Origin of the sequence: Parasphingorhabdus sp. (assembly GCF_048267785.1) — a bacterium.
Taxonomy (GTDB): domain Bacteria; phylum Pseudomonadota; class Alphaproteobacteria; order Sphingomonadales; family Sphingomonadaceae; genus Parasphingorhabdus.
Genome location: NZ_JBLWWU010000018.1, coordinates 48,675 through 68,225, shown reverse-complemented (window position 1 = coordinate 68,225; position 19,551 = coordinate 48,675). Strand labels below are relative to the sequence as shown.

23 protein-coding genes are annotated in these 19,551 nt (G+C 57.6%); 17 read left to right on the top strand and 6 right to left on the bottom strand.

What is annotated here, in order from left to right:
• Positions 1 to 3 precede the first annotated feature (3 nt).
• The 5 genes from ACN0VD_RS13940 to ACN0VD_RS13920 all read left to right on the top strand — a co-directional run bounded on the left by ACN0VD_RS13940 (position 4) and on the right by ACN0VD_RS13920 (position 3,366).
• Positions 4 to 1,269: a bifunctional phosphopantothenoylcysteine decarboxylase/phosphopantothenate synthase gene (locus ACN0VD_RS13940; protein WP_417595281.1), complete on the top strand. Its 1,266-nt coding sequence runs from the start codon at positions 4 to 6 to the stop codon at positions 1,267 to 1,269.
• Positions 1,269 to 1,715 (top strand): dUTP diphosphatase, encoded by a 447-nt coding sequence (dut, locus tag ACN0VD_RS13935; RefSeq protein WP_417595279.1) that lies wholly within the window; start codon positions 1,269 to 1,271, stop codon positions 1,713 to 1,715. Before ACN0VD_RS13940 ends, dut begins: the two co-directional genes overlap by 1 nt.
• A 29-nt stretch (positions 1,716 to 1,744) precedes the next feature.
• The gene (locus ACN0VD_RS13930) at positions 1,745 to 2,152 is read left to right on the top strand and encodes a hypothetical protein (RefSeq protein ID WP_417595277.1); all 408 of its coding nucleotides are present in this window, start codon (positions 1,745 to 1,747) and stop codon (positions 2,150 to 2,152) included.
• Entirely contained in the window at positions 2,149 to 2,931 is a 783-nt protein-coding gene (locus tag ACN0VD_RS13925; RefSeq protein ID WP_417595275.1) for a HesA/MoeB/ThiF family protein, read from the top strand. The genes ACN0VD_RS13930 and ACN0VD_RS13925 overlap by 4 nt, the downstream gene beginning before the upstream one ends.
• 108 nt (positions 2,932 to 3,039) lie before the next feature.
• On the top strand, positions 3,040 to 3,366 hold the full coding sequence (locus ACN0VD_RS13920; RefSeq protein WP_417595273.1) for a hypothetical protein: 327 nt from the start codon (positions 3,040 to 3,042) through the stop codon (positions 3,364 to 3,366).
• An 80-nt stretch (positions 3,367 to 3,446) separates the two neighbouring features.
• On the opposite strand, the gene ACN0VD_RS13915 is transcribed toward ACN0VD_RS13920, so the two are convergent.
• The gene (locus ACN0VD_RS13915; RefSeq protein WP_417595271.1) at positions 3,447 to 4,172 is read right to left on the bottom strand and encodes an anti-sigma factor family protein; all 726 of its coding nucleotides are present in this window, start codon (positions 4,170 to 4,172) and stop codon (positions 3,447 to 3,449) included.
• A complete protein-coding gene (locus tag ACN0VD_RS13910) occupies positions 4,169 to 4,657 on the bottom strand; it encodes an RNA polymerase sigma factor (RefSeq protein WP_417595269.1) in 489 nt (162 codons plus the stop codon). Before ACN0VD_RS13910 ends, ACN0VD_RS13915 begins: the two co-directional genes overlap by 4 nt.
• 128 nt (positions 4,658 to 4,785) lie before the next feature.
• On the opposite strand from ACN0VD_RS13910, the gene ACN0VD_RS13905 reads away from it, so the two are divergent.
• Both ACN0VD_RS13905 and ACN0VD_RS13900 read left to right on the top strand, forming a co-directional pair.
• Positions 4,786 to 6,096 carry a S8 family serine peptidase gene (locus tag ACN0VD_RS13905; protein WP_417595267.1) on the top strand — a complete coding sequence of 437 codons (1,311 nt, stop codon included), beginning with the start codon at positions 4,786 to 4,788 and terminating at the stop codon, positions 6,094 to 6,096.
• Positions 6,097 to 6,194: 98 nt separating this feature from the next.
• Positions 6,195 to 7,064, top strand: coding sequence for a hypothetical protein (locus ACN0VD_RS13900; RefSeq protein WP_417595265.1), 870 nt, complete (start codon positions 6,195 to 6,197; stop codon positions 7,062 to 7,064).
• Here the strand turns inward: ACN0VD_RS13900 and ACN0VD_RS13895 are convergent.
• Entirely contained in the window at positions 7,009 to 7,386 is a 378-nt protein-coding gene (locus tag ACN0VD_RS13895; protein WP_417595261.1) for a hypothetical protein, read from the bottom strand. The two genes, ACN0VD_RS13900 and ACN0VD_RS13895, sit on opposite strands and share 56 nt — an antisense overlap.
• Before the next feature lie 29 nt (positions 7,387 to 7,415).
• Between ACN0VD_RS13895 and ACN0VD_RS13890 the strand changes: the two genes are divergently transcribed.
• From ACN0VD_RS13890 to ACN0VD_RS13880, 3 genes are all read left to right on the top strand, one after another.
• Complete coding sequence (locus tag ACN0VD_RS13890; RefSeq protein WP_417595259.1) at positions 7,416 to 7,745, top strand: hypothetical protein; 330 nt, start codon at positions 7,416 to 7,418, stop codon at positions 7,743 to 7,745.
• A gap of 116 nt (positions 7,746 to 7,861) precedes the next feature.
• On the top strand, positions 7,862 to 8,266 hold the full coding sequence (locus ACN0VD_RS13885; RefSeq protein WP_417595257.1) for an MAPEG family protein: 405 nt from the start codon (positions 7,862 to 7,864) through the stop codon (positions 8,264 to 8,266).
• 105 nt (positions 8,267 to 8,371) lie between these two features.
• Positions 8,372 to 9,304 carry an SDR family oxidoreductase gene (locus ACN0VD_RS13880; protein WP_417595255.1) on the top strand — a complete coding sequence of 311 codons (933 nt, stop codon included), beginning with the start codon at positions 8,372 to 8,374 and terminating at the stop codon, positions 9,302 to 9,304.
• An 81-nt stretch (positions 9,305 to 9,385) separates the two neighbouring features.
• Here the strand turns inward: ACN0VD_RS13880 and ACN0VD_RS13875 are convergent, their stop codons facing one another.
• Genes ACN0VD_RS13875 through ACN0VD_RS13865 form a run of 3 tightly spaced genes read right to left on the bottom strand, consistent with a single transcriptional unit; the run spans position 9,386 to position 11,510 of the window.
• Positions 9,386 to 9,565, bottom strand: coding sequence for a hypothetical protein (locus tag ACN0VD_RS13875; RefSeq protein ID WP_417595253.1), 180 nt, complete (start codon positions 9,563 to 9,565; stop codon positions 9,386 to 9,388).
• Positions 9,566 to 9,620: 55 nt separating this feature from the next.
• Complete coding sequence (locus ACN0VD_RS13870) at positions 9,621 to 10,742, bottom strand: hypothetical protein (RefSeq protein ID WP_417595251.1); 1,122 nt, start codon at positions 10,740 to 10,742, stop codon at positions 9,621 to 9,623.
• 51 nt (positions 10,743 to 10,793) lie between these two features.
• The gene (locus ACN0VD_RS13865) at positions 10,794 to 11,510 is read right to left on the bottom strand and encodes an NAD-dependent deacylase (protein WP_417595249.1); all 717 of its coding nucleotides are present in this window, start codon (positions 11,508 to 11,510) and stop codon (positions 10,794 to 10,796) included.
• Positions 11,511 to 11,643: 133 nt separating this feature from the next.
• On the opposite strand from ACN0VD_RS13865, the gene dapB reads away from it, so the two are divergent.
• The 7 genes from dapB (at position 11,644) to ACN0VD_RS13830 (ending at position 19,548) form a co-directional block, all read left to right on the top strand.
• The gene (gene dapB, locus ACN0VD_RS13860) at positions 11,644 to 12,372 is read left to right on the top strand and encodes a 4-hydroxy-tetrahydrodipicolinate reductase (RefSeq protein ID WP_417595247.1); all 729 of its coding nucleotides are present in this window, start codon (positions 11,644 to 11,646) and stop codon (positions 12,370 to 12,372) included.
• Between the two features lie 49 nt (positions 12,373 to 12,421).
• Complete coding sequence (locus ACN0VD_RS13855) at positions 12,422 to 13,651, top strand: aspartyl protease family protein (protein WP_417595245.1); 1,230 nt, start codon at positions 12,422 to 12,424, stop codon at positions 13,649 to 13,651.
• A 480-nt stretch (positions 13,652 to 14,131) separates the two neighbouring features.
• The gene (locus ACN0VD_RS13850) at positions 14,132 to 16,087 is read left to right on the top strand and encodes a putative bifunctional diguanylate cyclase/phosphodiesterase (RefSeq protein WP_417595243.1); all 1,956 of its coding nucleotides are present in this window, start codon (positions 14,132 to 14,134) and stop codon (positions 16,085 to 16,087) included.
• A 144-nt stretch (positions 16,088 to 16,231) separates the two neighbouring features.
• Positions 16,232 to 17,896 (top strand): hypothetical protein, encoded by a 1,665-nt coding sequence (locus ACN0VD_RS13845; protein ID WP_417595241.1) that lies wholly within the window; start codon positions 16,232 to 16,234, stop codon positions 17,894 to 17,896.
• 122 nt (positions 17,897 to 18,018) lie between these two features.
• Positions 18,019 to 18,846: a hypothetical protein gene (locus ACN0VD_RS13840; protein WP_417595239.1), complete on the top strand. Its 828-nt coding sequence runs from the start codon at positions 18,019 to 18,021 to the stop codon at positions 18,844 to 18,846.
• Positions 18,847 to 18,893: 47 nt separating this feature from the next.
• On the top strand, positions 18,894 to 19,196 hold the full coding sequence (locus tag ACN0VD_RS13835; RefSeq protein WP_417595237.1) for a hypothetical protein: 303 nt from the start codon (positions 18,894 to 18,896) through the stop codon (positions 19,194 to 19,196).
• A 91-nt stretch (positions 19,197 to 19,287) separates the two neighbouring features.
• Positions 19,288 to 19,548: a hypothetical protein gene (locus ACN0VD_RS13830; protein WP_417595235.1), complete on the top strand. Its 261-nt coding sequence runs from the start codon at positions 19,288 to 19,290 to the stop codon at positions 19,546 to 19,548.
• Positions 19,549 to 19,551 lie beyond the last annotated feature (3 nt).

Below are 19,551 nucleotides of genomic sequence, written 5' to 3'. Positions count from 1 at the left end.
TTTGTGAGCAAACATATACTTCTAATTATCGGCGGCGGCATAGCGGCGTATAAATCCAGCGAGTTGATTCGCCTGATCAAGAAATCCGGCATGACAATCCGCTGCGTGCTCACCGAATCCGGCGCGCGATTTGTGACACCGATGACGCTGGCAGCGCTCTCGGAGAATGAAGTACATACCACGCTCTGGAATTTGAAAGACGAAGCCGAAATGGGGCATATCCAACTCAGCCGCGAGGCCGATCTTGTGATTGTCTGTCCGGCTACCGCCAATCTGCTCGCCAAAATGGCAGGCGGGATTGCCGATGATCTGGCAACGACCCTGCTCCTCGCCACCGATACACCTGTCATGGCCGTCCCGGCAATGAATGTGCGGATGTGGGAACATGCGGCCACCCAGCGCAATATCGCCCAGCTCAAAGCCGACGGTATCATCGTCATGCAGCCCGATGAAGGCGATATGGCGTGCGGCGAATTTGGCCCAGGTCGCCTGCCAGAACCGGCGGCGATCCTCGCAGAAATTGCGAAGCATTTCGGGGATGGAGCAGATATTGCTTCTTTAATCGGCGAGAATGAACTGGGCTCCACCCCTCTGGACGACCAACCTGCATTTGCTCCCGATGCGCATCGCCCGCTGCGTGGCAAACATATCCTGATTACGGCCGGTCCAACCCACGAACCGATCGACCCGGTTCGCTATATAGCCAACCGTTCGTCCGGCCGTCAGGGCTTCGCCATTGCCGCCGCAGCCGCCGCAGCCGGAGCGCAGGTGACCTTGGTCGCCGGCCCGGTGCATCTCGCGACCCCGACCGGCGTCACGCGCGTGGATGTCGGGACCGCGCTCGAAATGGAGAAGGCGGTGCACGACGCCCTGCCCGCCGATGTCGCGATCATGGTGGCTGCCGTCGCCGACTGGCGCACCGACAGCCAGTCCGGGCAGAAAATCAAGAAAAAGGGCGCAGCCCCCGCTCCGCTCAAGCTGACCGAGAACCCCGACATATTGGCGGGTCTGGCACAGCACAAACAACGCCCCGGCCTGCTCATCGGCTTTGCCGCCGAAACCGAGAAAATCGCCGAACACGCCCAGGCGAAGCTGGCGAAAAAAGGCTGTGACTGGATTGTCGCCAATGACGTGTCCGGTGATGTAATGGGCGGCCCCGACAATAGCGTCCATATTATAACCAGATCCGGCAGTGAAATATGGGAGCGCCTGCCCAAGCCGGAAGTTGCCCGGCGTCTTGTAGCCAAAATCAGCGAGGAAATTGCCTGATGTTCGAACCCATTGATATTGCGGTTAAACGGCTGGATCACGCCAAAGACCTTCCGCTGCCCTCTTATGAAACCAGCGGTTCGGCCGGCATGGATGTCCGGGCCGCAGAAGCCCTGACCATCGCGCCGGGCAAGCGCGCGCTGGCGGGAACCGGTTTCGCTTTTGCCATCCCCGCGGGCTATGAAATCCAGGTGCGCCCGCGCTCCGGTCTGGCGCTGAAAAAAGGCATCAGCATACCCAACACACCGGGCACGATCGACAGCGACTATCGCGGCGAACTGAAGGTGATTCTGATCAACCATGGCGAGGAAGATTTCGTTGTCGAGCGCGGCGACCGAATTGCGCAAATCGTGGTCGCCCCCGTGCAGCGGGGAATTCTGGTTGAAGTTGATGATCTGGACGACACCGAACGAGGGTCTGGCGGATTCGGCTCGACTGGAGTATAGAATTACCGGTCGACAATTGGGAGGGTTTCATGATCAATTTGATATTTGCGATCACGCTGGCCGGTTCATCTGGAATCACTGCAGAGAGTCAGGACTTGGCCATACCGACCGACTTTGCTGCTCTGGAAATGGCCAAATTCCGAAAAAGAATAACCTATAGTGAACGGCATGAGCGGAAAGCGGAACGGCTCGCCAAGGCCGCCCATTGCGAGTTACCGGTAGTATCGAACTGGGTCTTTGCCAAAATCCATGCCGCCATTCTGGTCTCGCCGGAAGGCGAAATTGTCAAGATTATTCCGGTCGACAGTGGTTGTCCCGAGCTCGAACAATATACAGTGGATCACCTCGCTCGATATGCGAGCAAAATCGCGCCTATTCCCCTCGATCACAAGCAGACATGGTATAGAACAACCATGAATTTCCGATGGCCTGAATGAGCGCACTGACCGACGAACAGCTGGACCGCTATGCCCGTCATATCGTGCTGCGCGATATTGGCGGAGCCGGTCAGAAGAAGATTCTTGATGGCCATATATTGATCGTTGGTGCCGGCGGCATTGGCTGTCCGGCAATCCAGTATCTGGCGGCTGCGGGAATCGGCAGTTTGACCATCATTGACAATGATGTGGTCTCGCTCTCCAACCTGCAACGACAGGTTCTTTTCAGCGACGATGATATTGGCAAAGCGAAAGTCGAAGTTGCCAAAAGTGCCGCGCAACGCATCAACCCCGACGTAGAGGTAATCCCTATAAATCAAAGACTTACCGCGCAACATTTGGGAGAGGACGGCGCAGCATTTTTTGCGCCTTTCGACGCGATTATCGACGGTACGGACAATTATCAAACCCGCCTTCTGGTATCCGACCTCTCGGTCGCGCACCGCGTTCCCCTTGTCTCTGCGGCGATTGGCCAGTTCCAGGGGCAGCTCGGCACCTTCCGTGGATGGGAGGAGGACAAGCCCTGCTACCGCTGTTTCGTCGGCGACGCGCTCGACCCCGATGATTGCGACAATTGCTCGGAAGTTGGCGTGTTGGGCGCAATGGTGGGACTGATGGGCAGCTTTGCCGCGATGGAAGCGATCCGGGTGATCACCGGCTTTGGCCAGGATCCGGCAGGAAAGCTCCAGCTGTTCGACGGCCTTGCTCCGTCAATGCGCAGCATCAACCTGCCCAAGGACCCGCACTGCAAAAGCTGCGGCACGCCGCCGCAAGGCTGATCAGCGTCAATATGATCAGACGACCTCCGAAAAAAAATTCAGTCTGACGGATTAAATATCGCTCGGCCTTCGTTCTCCTATCAGCAACATGAACAAGGAGATGTAACAATGCAGATATCAAAACTGATTATGGGCCTCGCCATCGCGAGTGCAGCCACCTCACCGCTACTCGCGCACACTGGCACGGAAAACCATGTCGTGGTCCGAAAAGAGCCAGTCGCCGGGCAATATAATAAATATTGGTACAATTATCTGTCTGATGTGCTTGAAGCCGACAAGGAACTCAAAAGCGATCTGCGACGCGCGACCGATGAAGAAGACAGACGGGATGCCTGGGAAGAATATGAGCACGAACTGGTCGATGCCGACAAGGATTATGTGAAAAAAATGCGGAAGCGTAATTTCCGTGTTGGCCGGGTAACCATCAGCAATTAAAAATTGCCTCGAAAAACGGAAAAGGCGGGACTTGATCCCGCCTTTTTTTGACCGCATTATGCCTGGGATAATCGCACTGATTATTTCCATCCGCTTTCAAGCAGTTGGCGTTCGGCGTCGGCATCAGCAGGTTCATCTGCCATCATATCTGCGGCAATCGCATTGATCTCGCTACTCGAGGCTTGCCGATAGTCGCCAGATCTACCGCCGGGCAGCGTATTGTACATTTGCCAATGCGATCCCTCGCGACAGGCGATACCGGACACCGCTTCGCCGTCAAAACTGCGACAGACATTTCCGGTCTTTGCGCGAAAGGTAAGCCCGATGCGATATTCGACATTGTCAGTCTGCGTAGAGGCCAACTGTTTATCCAACGCATTTTCGAGCGGCCCGCTTGCAATCAAAGCCCCACCATCCTGTACAAAAGGCGCGTCATTTTTACCGCCGAAACCAAATTGGCCAACGGCCACACCGATCGCCAATGTCGCAGCCATCGCTCCCCATTGGGCGAACCCTATGCCGGCGCGTCTTTGTTTCGCATCTCGCTGGTCGCTTTTTCGCGCCGAGAAACTATCATCCACATTGTTCGAAGCAGAAGCCGCAAGCAGAGCGGTCAAATGATCGGGGACGGCCTCTTCCACCACAGGATTGTAATGCCCGGCGAGTTTTGCGCGAAGCGCTTGTTCACTGGCGACCCGGTCCGCCAGCGCCTGGTCGGACTGCATGGCCTTTTCCAACCGTTTGGCGGTGATAGCATCACATTCGCCGTCAACATAAGCCATGATGGTCTGGTCATCAAAGGTCATGCGGCCTCTCCCAGTTCGCGTTGCAGCGCTTCTCGCCCGCGAACCAGACGCGATGTCAATGTCCCCATCGGTATGTCGAGCAATTCAGCCGCTTCCTTGTAAGCAAAGCCTTCGACCAGCACGAGCGCTACTGCCTCGCGCTGCTCCATCGGCAGCCGATCCATTGCTCGGTCCACATCGGTCAGCTCCATGCGCGCTTCCATACGCCGGTGATCATCGCCGACGACATTTTCCATTGCGTTATCATCATTAGCGACATGTTCACGGCGGCCATCGGCGCGCACCGTATCAATCCATATATTGCGTGTAATCCTGTACATCCAGCTATCCAGTCTCGTTCCTGCCTGCCACTGGTCGCGCTTGTTAAGCGCGCGCTCAATGGCCATCTGACACAGATCATCTGCATCATCGATATTGCGCGTCAGGCTGCGGGCAAAACGCCGCAGTCGCGGGAGTAACTCCAGCAAATCCTGTTCAAATGCCATTCAGCGCAGATATCCTTTATTTTGGCTTCTATGGATGAAACGACGAACCTAGCTCGTTTAATCCATGAAAGCGAAAAAAAATCAGTATCAGCGTTGTACAATCGGGTTGATTGCGGAAGGAAGCAGGCATGAAAATTACTGGCAAATGGATCGCGGCGATATTGGCAATAGTCTTGCCCGCCGCCGCCTTTGCACAGCTTTCTGTCCCCAATATTGCACCAAGCCTGTCTCTGCCCGATCGCATGACCGGTGCAGATGTCGGACCGATAATTGATCCGATAACCGGAAGCCTTGATGGCGGCGTTCTTGACCGTTTAAGCAAGGCGGAACTGAAATCATTGCTAAACCGGCTGCGCGTTGATCGCGTGAACCGGTTTATTCGTGATAACCGGGATCATGTCGAACGGGATCGCAATGGCGACCCGGCGGTACGGGGCGTATTGATTGCGGAGGGAATATCTCAGGCGTCAATTGAACGCGCGTTGGCCGAAGGATTTGGGTTGATCGAGCAAACCGAGATCGCAGGACTGGAACTAAGCTTTGTCAAATTTTCGACACGGAGTGGAAAAAGCCTCAAATCGGAACAGAAGAAGCTGGAAAAAATAGTCGGCGGAGCAGAAATCAGTGCCGACAATATTTATTTCACCAGTGGTGCAGGCACTCCCAATGCAACGGCGCTCTCGAACATGTCAATTTTGGCCAGCGGCAAAGTGCAACCGGGTGCACTTGGATTGATCGATGGCGGCGTTGCGCGCCACAGCGCCATTCAAATATCCGTTGAGCAACGCGGATTTGCCAAAGGTGGTCCAATAGCAAGCAATCATGCCACCGCGATCGCCTCACTCATTTCGGGCAGCCAGAAATCCGGTTCACGCGGCCTGCTCGCCGCCGACATATATGGCAGCGATCCGGCGGGCGGAAACGCAACGGCCATCGCCCGGGCGCTGGGTTGGATGGCACAGCGCAAGGTGCCGGTGGTAACGATTAGCCTGGTCGGGCCAAATAACAGCTTACTCGGGCGCGCGATCAAAGTCGCACAGGGAAAGGGAATACTGATCGTTGCAGCTGTCGGAAATGATGGCCCCGCGGCCCCGCCGCGTTTTCCTGCCGCTTATAGAGGCGTGATCGGTGTCACCGGTGTTGATAGCCGGGAACGGGCGCTGCCCGAAGCCGGGACAGCAACGCCGATAGATTTTGCAGCTCCCGGATCGGGAATCCGGGGCGCGTCACTCGACGGGAAGCTGGTTTCTTTGCGAGGAACCTCTTTTGCCGCGCCGTTGGTAGCCTCAAGATTGGCCGCACATTATCCGGCGCCGCGCATCGAGAGAATAGAAGCAGCGGTTAATGCATTGATCGGCGAGGCAAAAGATCTGGGCAAAAAGGGTGCCGACAAAATTTATGGCAGCGGTCTAGTCTGCGGAAGCTGTGGGCTTCGCTGATATTTCCAATTTTTTTGCGTTTCATGGATTAAATTTCGAAACCGCATCGTTCTTTCATCAGACGGCGAAAATATCATCGTCATAAACGGAGAAAGAACATGAAAAAACTAATCGTAAGCACAATCACAATTGCCTTTTTGACGGCAGCCCCGGCATCTGCCCAGCTGCTTGGTGGCAGCGGCGGCCTTGGTGGTTCGCTTGGCGGTGGTCTGGGCGGCAACCTCGGTTCCGACACGATCAACCGGGCATCTGGTTCCATTACCGGACGCGGCGGCGTTACCAACTCTACGCGTATCGATCCTGTCATCGACACCCGCTCGGGCCAGGTTGCCACCGACGCGGACAGCAGTGCATCCGCCAATGGCTCACTGATCGGCACGGCTGATTTGCCGAGCAATGCTGTCAGCGGCGCCGCCAATGGCTCGGCTTCGGGCTCGGCCAATGGCCACACGGACACCACGCTGCTCGGCACCGATGCCGTCCGATCCACCGCCGGACAAGCCACCGGAATGGCCCGCCATACGGTTGGCAGCGCGAGAACGGCCGCCGGCGGCGTGACCTCTGCAGCAACCGGGACAGCTTCAAATGCGGCTTACAGCGCATCGGGTGCAGGCTCTTTGGTCGGAAGCTTTGCTGGCAACGGCAACGGAATGGCGATGGGTAATCTTGGCCAGCTGGCTGGATCGGGCAGCAGCGCAGCAAATGCAGGCGGAATGTTCGCGGTTGCTCCAGGCATGCCGATTGAAGACCCCAAGGGACGGGTCGTCGGTTATGTACAGTCTGTACAGCAAACCGGTTCGGGTGTTGTACAATCGGTCGTTGTCGAAGCCGGCGATCGCACCGCTGTTCTGCCTGCCGCAAATTTTGCCGGTTCAGGCGATGTTCTGGTCACCGCTATGAGCAAGGGTGCCATCAAGAATGCAGCGAAACAGCAGGAACAGGCACCGCAGGGTGAATCCAGCCAGTGATAAGATCGGGAAATTGTTGCAAATGACCAAGTTGCATATCCTCGATGCACCAATTTCCTGGGAAGCGCGCCGGATAACTCCGGCGCGCTTCTTCAATTGATTCTTCGTCCCCATGTCCGTTTTTTGGGATATAAAAGTCGCCAGAAATCACAACTTTGCCGGCGACACGCTCGACACCGATGATTGCGACAATTGTTCGGACGGTGGCGGATAAACCCGGTTCTGCCTGACAGCCAAATGAAACTTTTTGTATATCCGCTGTCACCCGTAGCGACATATTGATACACTTATCCAATTGACGCCAAGCCAGGAAGCGAAGCATTATATCCGCTCTAACAATGGAGTAAGTTTATGCGTCGCATCATCGTAGCAACTCTGGTGGTTTCACTGGCTCCTGTTTCAGCCTGTCTCGCCAAACCTGCTCCGCCACCACCGATCCATGAACGACCAACAGATCTGGTCGCCGCCGATCTTGGTGTTCCTGAACAAGTTTTTATCGATTGTTTCTCCGGCGTTTCTCCGGAAGCCAACCATGACCCGTCGGTCGCACAACAACATGCAAACAAGGCCATTTTGTTGCCGTGCCTGCAGGCCGAAAATCCTTCAATCACCAATGAGAAGCTCGATAGCGTGATGGACAAATATCGGCCTGAAGGTCCAATGCCAAAACCGCAAGGCTAGTCCATAGCGAGCAAAAATCTCTACTTGTCTGAGACTTGTTGTCCTCCAAGGTCCGCCGCCCGATTTGCGCTTTGGCCAGAATCGGTTAAACTCCCGAAAACTCAGGGAGGAACATCATGACATTACCGGTAACCGGCCTCGCCGCAGCGATTTGCGCGTTGCTGCTGATCTATTGCGCCTATGCCACGGTGAAGGTCCGCATCGCCAACCAGATCGGCTTTGGCGACGGCGACAATCCCGATCTGCTTGCGGCCCGGCGCACCCATGCCAATCTGTCCGAACATGCGCCGATCTTCCTGATCATGCTCGCGATCCTCGAACTGGCCAACGCCAGTCATATCGGCATCACGATCATCGCGGCGGTCTTCCTGATCGGCCGGGTCGCCCATATCGTCGGCATGGCCCAGCATCACAAGGGCGGGTCGCCGCGCTTTCGCCAGCTGGGCGTAATGGCAACCTGGTTGACCACGGTCGCGCTGGCCTTGTGGATCATCTTTCTGTTCGTGACGATGCACATCTGAAGCCTCCGCTCCGCAACGGGTAAGCGTAGCCACTGACTATTTGATGCATTGAGACCGCAAAGCCGGTCGCCTAGCTTCCCTCCTGACAATTTAGGAGAGAGAATAATGGCATTGGTATCCGTAGTAGGCGCAACCGGACGGCAGGGACTGGCACAGATGAGACAGCTGGCCGCAGCAGGCCACAAGGTTCGAGCGCTCTCGCGCAGTGAAAATCCGGACCTCGGCGGCAGCAATGTCGCAGACGAAACACGGGTCATCGATCTTTCCGACGAATCGACATTCGTACCGGCGCTGGAAGGGTCCGACGCGGTTTTCTATACCCATCCCCTGCAATCACCCGGCGATCGTTCCGAGCTTGTCGGCAAACTGGGTTCCGCGGCAGTAGAGGCCGGTCTCGACCGGTTCGTCTGGAATACATCGGGCTGGATTCCCGATCAGCCCGGTGAAGCCCATAGCTATGGCGAGAACACCCCCGCGATCAACGCCCTGTTCCGCACCGGCATACCGGCGACGGTCTTTGGATCGGTGCTGTTCATGGACAATCTGCTGACCAATTGGGCGCGCCCCTTCATTGTCCATGAAGATCGCTATGTCTATGCGCACAAACCGCATCTGACCGCCAACTGGATCAGCCTCGACGATGTCGGAAAATGCATGACAGCGGCGCTGGCACGCCCCGATCTTGAAGGCGCATGGATGAATATCGGCGGTCCGCAGGCGCTGAAGCCGACCGAGGTCACCGAGGCCCTGTCCCGCGTCTTCGGCCGGGAAATAAAATATGATCCCTGCACGCCCGAGGAATTCGGAGCGTTGCTGGTCGATGCTCTGGGCGATTCCATGGCGGAAGAAGAGAAACAGCCGATGCGCGACTTTATCGCGTCCTTCTATCATTATAATAATGATTCACCGACCCAGCCGTTTCTGGTGAACACCGACTATATGCACCGGCGTCTGCCAGAGGTCGAGTTTGAGACCCTCGAGCAATGGGCGGCACGGCAGGACTGGTCCGATGACGCCCATCGGCCATCTGCGGGCTAGGTGATTTGGATGAACGGTCAGGTTCCGGAGCGCGACTGGAAACGCGCTCCGGCATATCTGGCCGGGAATATCAGAGACGGTTCAGCGTTTCGCCGCGATTTTGAGCTTGTCGGACTTGGCGCGCTTTTTGACCGATTCCTCGCTGCGGGTCAGTGCTTTGGCGATGGCCTTGAGGGTCATCCCTTTTTTCGCAAAGGCATGGAGTTTCTGGATTTCTTCGCTGGTCCAGGCCTGCTTATGGCGTTCAAAATGATCTTTCATGAAGCCCCGTCTAGCAGATTATCGATGCGATGCATCCGGAAAGCCCGCCGAAAACTCAGTCACGCCTGAGATAGGCTCCGCCGCTGCCATCCGCCGGCACCAGCCGGTCGCCGGAAATAGTCAGCCGAAGCTCCTTGAACGGCGGCTTGATCAACACTCTGTTGTCCAGCGTCACTTCGTAAACGCGCGCATCACTGTCCGGCGCGACATCAAAGCGGGACGAATATTCGGAGTCCTCGTGCCGCAATGTCAGCTTGATCGACCGCAATTGTCGCTGCTCGGCGGCGGGAACGAAGGCGAAGCCCAGTTCATGACTGTTCGCCGTCTCGACACTGCCATCGGCGAAGGTAAATTCGGCGTCGATGTCCAGCCGCGCATCGGGCCGCTCGCGCCGGTTGACCCAGATGCCGACGCCCTCGCGCCAGTCGACCCGGGGTCCGGGTTCGTTGCCGCCATATTCGGAGCTATAATCGGTCAGGAAGAAACAGTCGGCGGGCAGCGATGGCGGTTGATAGCGGGCGGTCTTGCCGGCGGCGCGGGCGCTGCTGGCCAGAACCGATACCGCATGGCCCCAATCGCGCCTTGCGCTGCGGGCGGAAATTTCCAGATTGTCATCCGGATCGGACGGGTCGCGGGCGAAATAGGCGGCAATCGCCTGCTCGTAGGCGTCGCGCAGTTCGCGTTCGCTTTTGACCGCAGCGTCGAAACGTTGCAGCGGCGTCAGCCCTTCCGTAGCGGCATGATCATCCGACGACTGGTAATAGCCGCCCGTGTCAAGAAAAGCACATTGCCACTTCGCCCGGTTTTTCAGACGGATGGTTTCGCTGACAAAAGCCGCGTCCTTTTCTTCGCTCCCCCAGGGATAGCCCCCGGCCAGCGCGAATACCGGCGTGTCTTTGCCGAACCGGTGCGGGCCGAGTATCACCTGCCCGTCAACCTGCGTCCATTTGCCCTCGCTATACAGATCAAGACTGCCGACGATCAGCATCCATTTATAGCTGCCATCGGCATCGAGCTGCAGCTCTGCCGCGGTTTCCATCACCCCGGCAAGGCGATAATTTCCAGCCAGACTGCTGACCGTCGGGCTGCCGCTATCCTGAGCTGGCTGGGCCAGCGCGACCGGCGCCAGAGCGAGGGCGCAGATGATCGACGGCAAATAGATCGATAGGCTTCGCAAAGTCAGACTCCCATTGTACAGCAAATATTGCGCATGTGTCGACGACGGCCCTCAACATAGTCCGTGCGACAGAACTTCCTCCACCCAGTCCGGCACCAGATCCCCCGCTTTGCCCATCCGGCTTTCATGGAAATGGAAACTGCCCTCCGACGGATCGAGATTCATCTCCAGCGTGCGGGCGCCGTGATAGCGGGCGGTCTGGACGAAGCCGGCCGCCGGATAGACCGCGCCCGATGTGCCGATCGACACGAACAGGTCGCACTGGCTCAGCGCCTGCTCGATCCGCTCCATCTGATAAGGCATTTCGCCGAACCAGACGATGTCCGGACGCAGACAGCCGGGCACATGGCAGTGCGGGCAGACGGGGCCGCTGGCCATCTCGCCTTGAAAGGCAAAATGCGCGTCGCAGGCGCGACACCAGGCGCTGTTCAGCTCGCCATGCATGTGGAGCAGCCGTTTTGACCCGGCGCGGTCGTGCAGGTCATCGACATTTTGCGTGACCAGCAGCAGCTCACCCGCCCATGTCTTGTCGAGCCTTGCCAGCGCCTGATGCGCTGCGTTGGGCTCGACGGTCTTGAGCTTGGCGCGGCGCTCGTCATAGAATTTTTGCACCAGATCGGGGTCGCGGACAAAGGCTTCCGGCGTGGCGACATCCTCGACCCGATGCCCCTCCCACAGACCATCCGGCCCGCGAAACGTGGCGACCCCGCTCTCGGCGCTGACGCCGGCGCCGGTCAGGATGACGATATTGTTGATAGTGTTTCGCATATTGCCTTTCTTCGTCATGCCGAACTTGTTTCAGCATCCATTTCGTCTCATAGAAACTGCTTAGAGGATAAGTGGATCCTGAAACAAGTTCAGGATGACGAGAGCGCGCTCAGGACAAACGGGAACATACAGAATGACGAAGATCGGAATTATCGGCAGCAAGGGCCGCATGGGACAGGCGCTGGCCGCGGCCATAGCGGAAGCGGACCACAGCCATGCGGGCGGCGCGGATCAGGGCGATGATGTTGCGGCGCTGGTCGCGGCGAGCGATGTGCTGGTCGATTTCTCCTCGCCAAAAGCGCTGCAGGCAACGCTCGATGCCTGCGTCGCGGCGAACAAGCCGATCGTCATCGGCACCACCGGACTGGAGACCGCGCATCACGCCGCGATCGACGAGGCGGCGACCAAAATCCCCGTGCTGCAGACCGGCAACACCTCGCTCGGCGTCAATATGCTGGCAGCGCTGGTCGAGCAGGCGGCGAGCCGGCTGGGCGATGACTGGGATATCGAAATCGTCGAAATGCACCACCGCCACAAGGTCGACGCCCCCAGCGGCACCGCGAAATTACTGGGCGAAGCCGCCGCACGCGGCCGCGGTATCGATCTGGCGGCGCATAGCGAGAGCGGCCGCGACGGCATCACCGGCGCGCGCGAAAAGGGCGCGATAGGCTTTGCCGCCCTGCGCGGCGGATCAGTCGCCGGCGATCATACGGTGATATTGGCGAGCGACGAGGAACGCATCGAACTGACCCACCGCGCGGAAAACCGCATGATCTTCGCGCGCGGCGCGGTGAAGGCGGCTGGGTGGCTGGTCGGGCAGAATGCCGGAAGGTACGGGATGGATGGGGTGTTGGGGTTGTGATCAAGTCGCTTTTGTGGGCGATCACCATAATTTCAGGCTGCAGAAGTTCATGATGCGGCTCGTATTTATGACAACGGTCATCATGACATTTGCCCTCCGTTCTGCTCTGGCGCAGGCGGAGAGCAGTGCTCCGGCAGAGATATTTGCGTCCCCGATTGCGATCGAGCGGCAGGCATCCGTCACCCATATCCCGATCAGCCTGAGCGGTGGCAAGCTGCGCATCGAAGCGACGGTGGACGGCCAGCCGCGGGAATTCCTGTTCGATACCGGTTCGCCCACGGTACTGGCCAAGCATTTCGCAGACACGCTGAATCTCGAGATTATCGGGCGCAATGTCGGGAGCGATTCACACGGGAACGTGGTGACGATGGAGATCGCCGTTGTCGATCGCCTGACCCTCGGCGACGTAACCTTCCGCCGGGTACCGGTGCTCATTCACGACTTTTCGGACAACGACATGGGCCGATGCATGATCGGCAATGGTCTGATCGGGTCGGAGATTTTTCCGGCCAGCGTCTGGCGTATCGATACGCAAACGAACCGCCTTTCAATCGCCGCCACAGCCGGCGATCTTCCCGCACCGGCCAGCAAACCGCTGCGCACCGGACTTTATGATACGGGCTATCCCCACGCCCCCATCATCGAATATTCGGTTGGCGATCTGACCGACAAGGCGATGTTCGACACCGGCAATAGCGCCAAGATCTCGTTTTTCAAACCGGCCGCCGACCATCCATCCATACGAAAAGCGGTCGTCGCAGGTACGCTGGTGCGGGGAGAAGGCTATGAAGGGGAATCGGCCGGCGGACTAAGCGAGAGCGGGTCGCTGACGCGGTTTGAAATCGGGAAGATATCGTTCGCCTCCGGGCAACTGGGCGCGACGGAATCGATTGTCCGGGCAATGCCTCCGACACTGTTCGGGGCCGGTTTGCTGCGCGACTACATTATTACACTGGATTATCCAGGGAAACAGATGCTTCTGGAGAAGCGCACCCGGCCCGAAGCGGCACGACACGATCCCGGTTACGGGATCGCGATGATCGACGGGCGAGCGGTAGTTGTGAGACTGTTCGCCGGGTCAGCGGCAGAGCGCGCGGGATTGAAACTGGGCGACCATGTGATCGCGGCACAGGGCCGTTCCCTGACACAGCTTGACGGGCCGGGATATTGCGACACGGTAAAATGGCTGGTGACTGAATTCGATACGCACGAAGCGGCTACGGTGATCGTCCAGCGGGAGGATGGTCCGCACCAGTTCAACCTTCCGGCCGCCAACTGAACCTATGCTTACATAGACCAGTCCTTGCTTGCGGGAATGATGCGAAATTGCAGTGACAGTACACCCCATCAAACTACGCAGTTGCCCCAGCGAAGGCTGGGTCCTGGCCCAGCCGTCCTCTATGCACAATAGATTGGTTTGGATCCCAGCCTGCGCTGGGATAACAAAGCTACCGACAGCCCCGGAAAAATCCTGTCCTACATCCACACCTATCGTCTAAAATCGCGGCAGGCTCTTTGACAAACTGGATATAATATTGGCGTTGACGGCGGTCCGCATGGTTCTGGCGGCAGTTAACGAAGCAAATGCAAAGGTCACAGAAAATAAAACAGGGTCCCACTGTCAAGTTCCGGACCGCGAGATGATTGGAGATCATGCCCCGATGGCGGGTATTGGCGCTACGTTGTCCGGAAACCGGATGAGGGCTGGCCATGACGCCGCAGCGCCGCTTCATCTTATCTTTACTTCGGGACCCTAGGATTGACCGGTATATTTCCGCGCGAAAAAGGGTCCGATTTGTTGCTGCGTTTTCAAAATACCATTCTCGAAATGATTGCTACCGGCGTCTCGCTGGATGCTACCGCGCAACAATTGTGTCGCGAGATCGAGCGTCTTCTGCCGGATGTCGCCTGCTCGGTTCTTCGGGTCGAGCCGAGCGGATTGCTTTTTCCTCTTGCCGCGCCGCGTTTGACCGAACAATTCGCCGAACTGATCACGGGGACCATGATCGGCCCCAATATCGGCTCCTGCGGCAGCGCGGCCTATCTGCGCGAATCCGTGATTGTTACCGATATCGAGAATGACCGGCGCTGGGCTGCGTTCAAGGACCATGTTCTGCCATCCGGCTACAGAGCCTGCTGGTCGGTTCCGATCTTCAACGCAGACAATCACGTCTTTGGGACCTTCGGCCTGTATTTCAAGCAGAAGAGGGTGCCGAGCGCACGCGAAGAGGAACTCGTCAGTGCCTGCATCCATCTTTGTGCGATTGCTCTGGAACAGCATCACCGGATGCTCGAGCGCGAGCGGCGGGCCTCGATCGACGCGCTGACCGACTTGCCGAATCGCGCCAGTTTTGATTCCGCCCTCAGCCGCCTGCCCTGCGACGAGCCGGGCGCATGGGCTTTGCTGGTTGTCGATCTCGACAATCTCAAGACGATCAACGACACATTCGGGCATCAGGCCGGCGACGAACTGCTGCAAAGCGTCGCACAGCGTATCCGGAGAAATGTCCAACCCGATCATGCCTTCCGGCTTGGCGGCGACGAGTTCGCGGTAATCCTGCAGGAAACCGGAGCGGTGGCCGATCTTGATGCAACCGCGTCACGGATTCTCGATGCCCTGGGCGGCGTCACCAGCTGTAGCGGGCACATGATCCAGCCTCGCGCGACCATCGGAGGGGCAGCTTTCTGTCCCGGCGATCACGATGCTGAAATGGTCCATCGACATGCCGATTTCGCGCTTTACCATGCCAAGGAAACCGGTCGCGGCGGGTTTGTCCGGTACTGGCCCGGCATTGGTACAGCGATCAAAAAGCGGATCGAGGTGATTCAGGATGTCGATAGCGCGCTGCACGAAGATCGGATTGAGGTCTATTACCAGCCGGTAATCCGGCTCGACACAAGGGAAGTCGTCGCCATGGAAGCGCTGTGCCGTCTGCGGCAGCCAGAAGGGAATATCGTTTCGGCGGGCGCCTTTCACCAGGCCACGACCGACGTGAATGTGGCCGCCAAACTGACCCAGCGCATGCTCGCACTGGCCGCTGCTGATGTCCGGTCATGGCTGGATGCTGGCATCCCGTTCCAGCATGTCGCCATCAACATCTCGGCTGCGGACTTTCATAGCGGCACGCTCTTTGACCGCATCCAATCGGCCTTTGGACGGGAAAAGGTTCCGCTCAAGCACATCGTGCTCGAGGTTACCGAATCGGTCTATCTCGGGCAAAATGATCCGGTTGTGGCACAGGAAATCAAGTCGCTTCGCGCGCACGGCCTGCGGATCGCTCTCGACGATTTCGGGACCGGCTTTGCATCGCTGACCCATTTATTGACGGTGCCGGTGGATATTATAAAAATTGACCGGTCCTTCGTCAGCCAGTTGCGGGTCGACGACCGGAGCATAGCAATCATCGAAGGTCTGCTCGACATCGCACGGAAACTGGACATCCGGGTGGTCGCAGAGGGGATTGAGACAGAGGATCAGGCGCATTTGCTGGCAAAGATCGGCTGCACATTGGGACAGGGTTATCTGTTCTCGAGAGCTGTAAGACCCGCATCCGCAACCACATTGCTGATAAATCATGCACAGCATGCCGTGCCGGCAAAAGCTGGACCGGAAAACGACATTCCCGGACGCCCCATCACCGGCTGGGCGAAGCGTGGCGCAAGAGCTGTTGCGAAAGATAATGACTTCGTCATTCCCGCTTCACGAGCGGGTTAATCGGCAGTTTTCCAGTCTTGTGGATGCTGCTCGCTGTTACCGACGCACAAGCGGGCGGTTTCGGCCCCTCCCGCACCAATGCAAAACCGGTCAAAACAGCGCGATATGCTTTTCCTGCGTTGCAACCTTCTATAGTCAAACAATATGAAAAATGATTCTCTCGATCCGATGATCCGCGATGCCTATGCCATCGCCGCCCAACCGGAACGGTTGATGAAATTATTGACGGTTTTGCAGAACCCCGTCGTTGAGGACGAAGGTTCGCTACAGCCCCATTTTGCCAATGTCACCGAGCTGCTGACCGAAATAGACCCCAGTGTCGGGGATGACTTTTCGACCTATGGTCAGGACCTTGACGGCGCGAGCGGTCAGTTGAGGCTACCCGAGCTGAAGCTCAGCACGTCAATGACCGTGTTGAGCGTCGACGAGCAAATATTCAAGAGTTCCGAGCTCAACCGCGGGCAATCGATACCAGACTGGCTGTTCGGTGTTGATCGTGAATCTTATGCACAGGTCGAAAAACTGATGGAAGGCCGTGGCAAGGCCAGCCCCGCCATTGTCCGGCTCTATACAGATCGGGAAGATGACAGGGGCGTTCTGTTCGCGGCACAATTGACCACAGCGGGCAGCGCCGAACTGGATTTCCGGATCATGCGCCTGCGCTGGAATGAGACGATTGGCAAGGCCTTTGCAAAATCGCTGGAGCTCACCGCAACGGAGAAGCAGTTGGCAGAATATCTCGTCAATGGCCTGTCTGTCATAGAATTTGCGTCGGATCGCGGGCGCGCTTTGGGGACCGCCCGCAACCAGCTGAAAGCGCTGCTTCGCAAGCTGGGCATCGGTTCACAAACCGATCTTATCGCTCTCTATGCCGGTTTCAGCAACGCGTTCGCCGATGCCGAATCAAGAGATCACAAACCCGCGCCCACCCGTTCAAGCCACAAACTGGCTCTGGCAGATGGCAGCGATTTGCCTTTTGAAATTTACGGCAAGCCGGATGGCAAGCCGGTTTTATATCTCCATGCGACGATCGATGGTGCCTATTTGACGGCAAGACAGCAGGAAGCGGCCTCGCGGCAGAAACTGCGGATCATCGCTCCCTGGCTCCCCTTTTATGCCGGCAGCACAATGGCAACCACGGGCCTCGCGGTGGTGGACGAATTTGTTGACCGGCTTGTCTATCTGCTGGACCAGCTGGAAATCGGAAGCTGTTCGGTGATCTCTGCCAGAGTGGCCGCTCCCTACGGGATGGCGGCGATCCGTCGCCATCCCGACCGGTTTTGCGGATTGGTCATGGCGGGCACGATCCTGCCAGCGGACGACAGCAATGATTTCTCGCACCTTGCAATGGGCTACCGCGCGCCCTTGCGGCTCGCGCGGATCGCGCCGTCTTTCGTGCGGCTCTATTTTGCAGCCATCTCGACCATGGTCCGGCGCGGAAAAAGCATGGCCTATTTCCAGAGCATATACGGCGAAAGCGCAGCCGACATGCGCACCCTCAACCGGCCCGACGTCGCGGAACTCATGCAGCGCTCGATGAAGCGCACCTTTGAGGATGGCTATGAATCGACCGCGCAACAGGCGATTTTAACGGCAAGCGACTGGTCGAAATGGTGTCGCGATCTGGAAGTGCCGGTGACCGTTATTGCTGGCTCCGAAGACCGGCTGGCACCACCGGAGATGGTGAAGAAATTCTGCGATCGCTACGGTTTCAATCTGATCGGGCCGTTGCAGGACGTGGGCAGCCTGGCGATTCAGCAAGTCCCCAACGAAATCTTTGAGGAAGCCGCCAAAATCCCTCTTGATTGAACCTGCCCGCCCCATCGCTCGGGATTTTTTGATCAGATAACGGGCTGCTATGTACCATATGGTATATTCTAAAGCCCCCGCGACTCCATTACCTGCCTCGGTAAATGCAATGGAGATCAACAATGAAATTATTGAAACCGGCTATCGCAGCATTATTCGCCGTTTCCATACTCGGCAGCGGAACAGCCCACGCGCAATTTGGCGGTCTGGGCAAGGCGATCAAGAAGGAAGCGAAACAAACCAAGCGCGATGCGGAGCGGGAAGCCGTGAACGAAGCGGAAAATGCTATCAACAATGCAATCCGCGGCAAAACGGGCAAAGGAGCGCAGATTGGAAAAAGCGGCAGTAGCGGCGGCTCGGTCGCGTTGGGAACGCCTTCTTCGAACCTGACATCGCAAACGCAATGTACCGGCATCGCCCTTTCCAACGTGACCGTCGGCAATCTCGGCAGCTACACGTTCCAGCAGGGTTTCAGCAAAGAGAAACGGACCGGCTTTATCAACCGCAAGCCGGGCACCGTGAGCGGTTCGTGCATCGCGCCGTCCCTGCAACCGCAGGAAGTTCTCTATTTTGAAGTCGACGAGAAACAGTATAAGGCGATGGACAAGGGCAATGACTTTGTCTGGCAGTGCGTGAAATCGGATAACCCCGGCGCCGGTACGGTCGATTACTGGACATGGCATAGCGACCAGTATCTTGGCGATTCACATATGAAATTGCACTGCGGCAACGATCAGGGGGTCAGCGACTGCGCCACCGGCAGCAATTCCTCGCGCGCCTCCGCCTATACCGCCGACCGGAAAAAGCGCGGCAAATATGGCATCAGCTTTCTCGCCCGCCTCAACGAGCACAGCAACGCGAGAACAGAGAAGCTCTACTGTCAATATTATAACAAGCGAACGGGCAAAAGCCTGGTCGCATTCGAATATCTGAGCGCACCGGCGCGCTGATATCCAGCGCACGACCATTTATCGAACCACACGGAAGGAACCATAATATGCGTTACACAATCGCCCTGTCATCACTGATCATTTCCAGCCTCGCCGTCCCGGCGGCTTTTGCCCAGTCGAGCAGCACGACCGTGGCCAAGGACGGCAGCTGCCCGACCGGCTTCAAATCATCTGGAAGCTCTTGCAAATCGAGTTCCGGCAAGGTCGCCATTGTCAAAATCGGATCCTGTCCCTCAGGCTTCAAATCGTCCGCCAATTATTGCGTTGGTGATAAAGGCGACTATGCCGAAGTCAGAAGCGGCAGCTGCTCAAGCGGACTGAAAACCTCCGGCAAATATTGCGTAAAATAGGCCGGTAGAGGCGATTGCGGGCAAGGAAAGGCCTGCAATCGCTTCAGCCAATCCGCTTGCCAAGGTCGTGGGGACACAATAGGCCTGCCGGATGGATTTTGATGATCAGTTACAACGATATTTCGGCACCACCGATCTGACCGCGATCGAGCCGGAGGCGATGAACGCCGGCATCGAGCATATGCGGGTGGATTTCGGTCTTGAAAAGGACCGCGGGCGGCGCTTTGCCCTGTGGGCGGTGTTCTATATGCTCGGTACCCGTATCGATCTGGACAAGGCGTTCGAGAATGAAGCCGACCGCAATAGCGCGCGAAACTTCATGGACCTGATGGACCGGGTTCCGGGAGACTGAGCG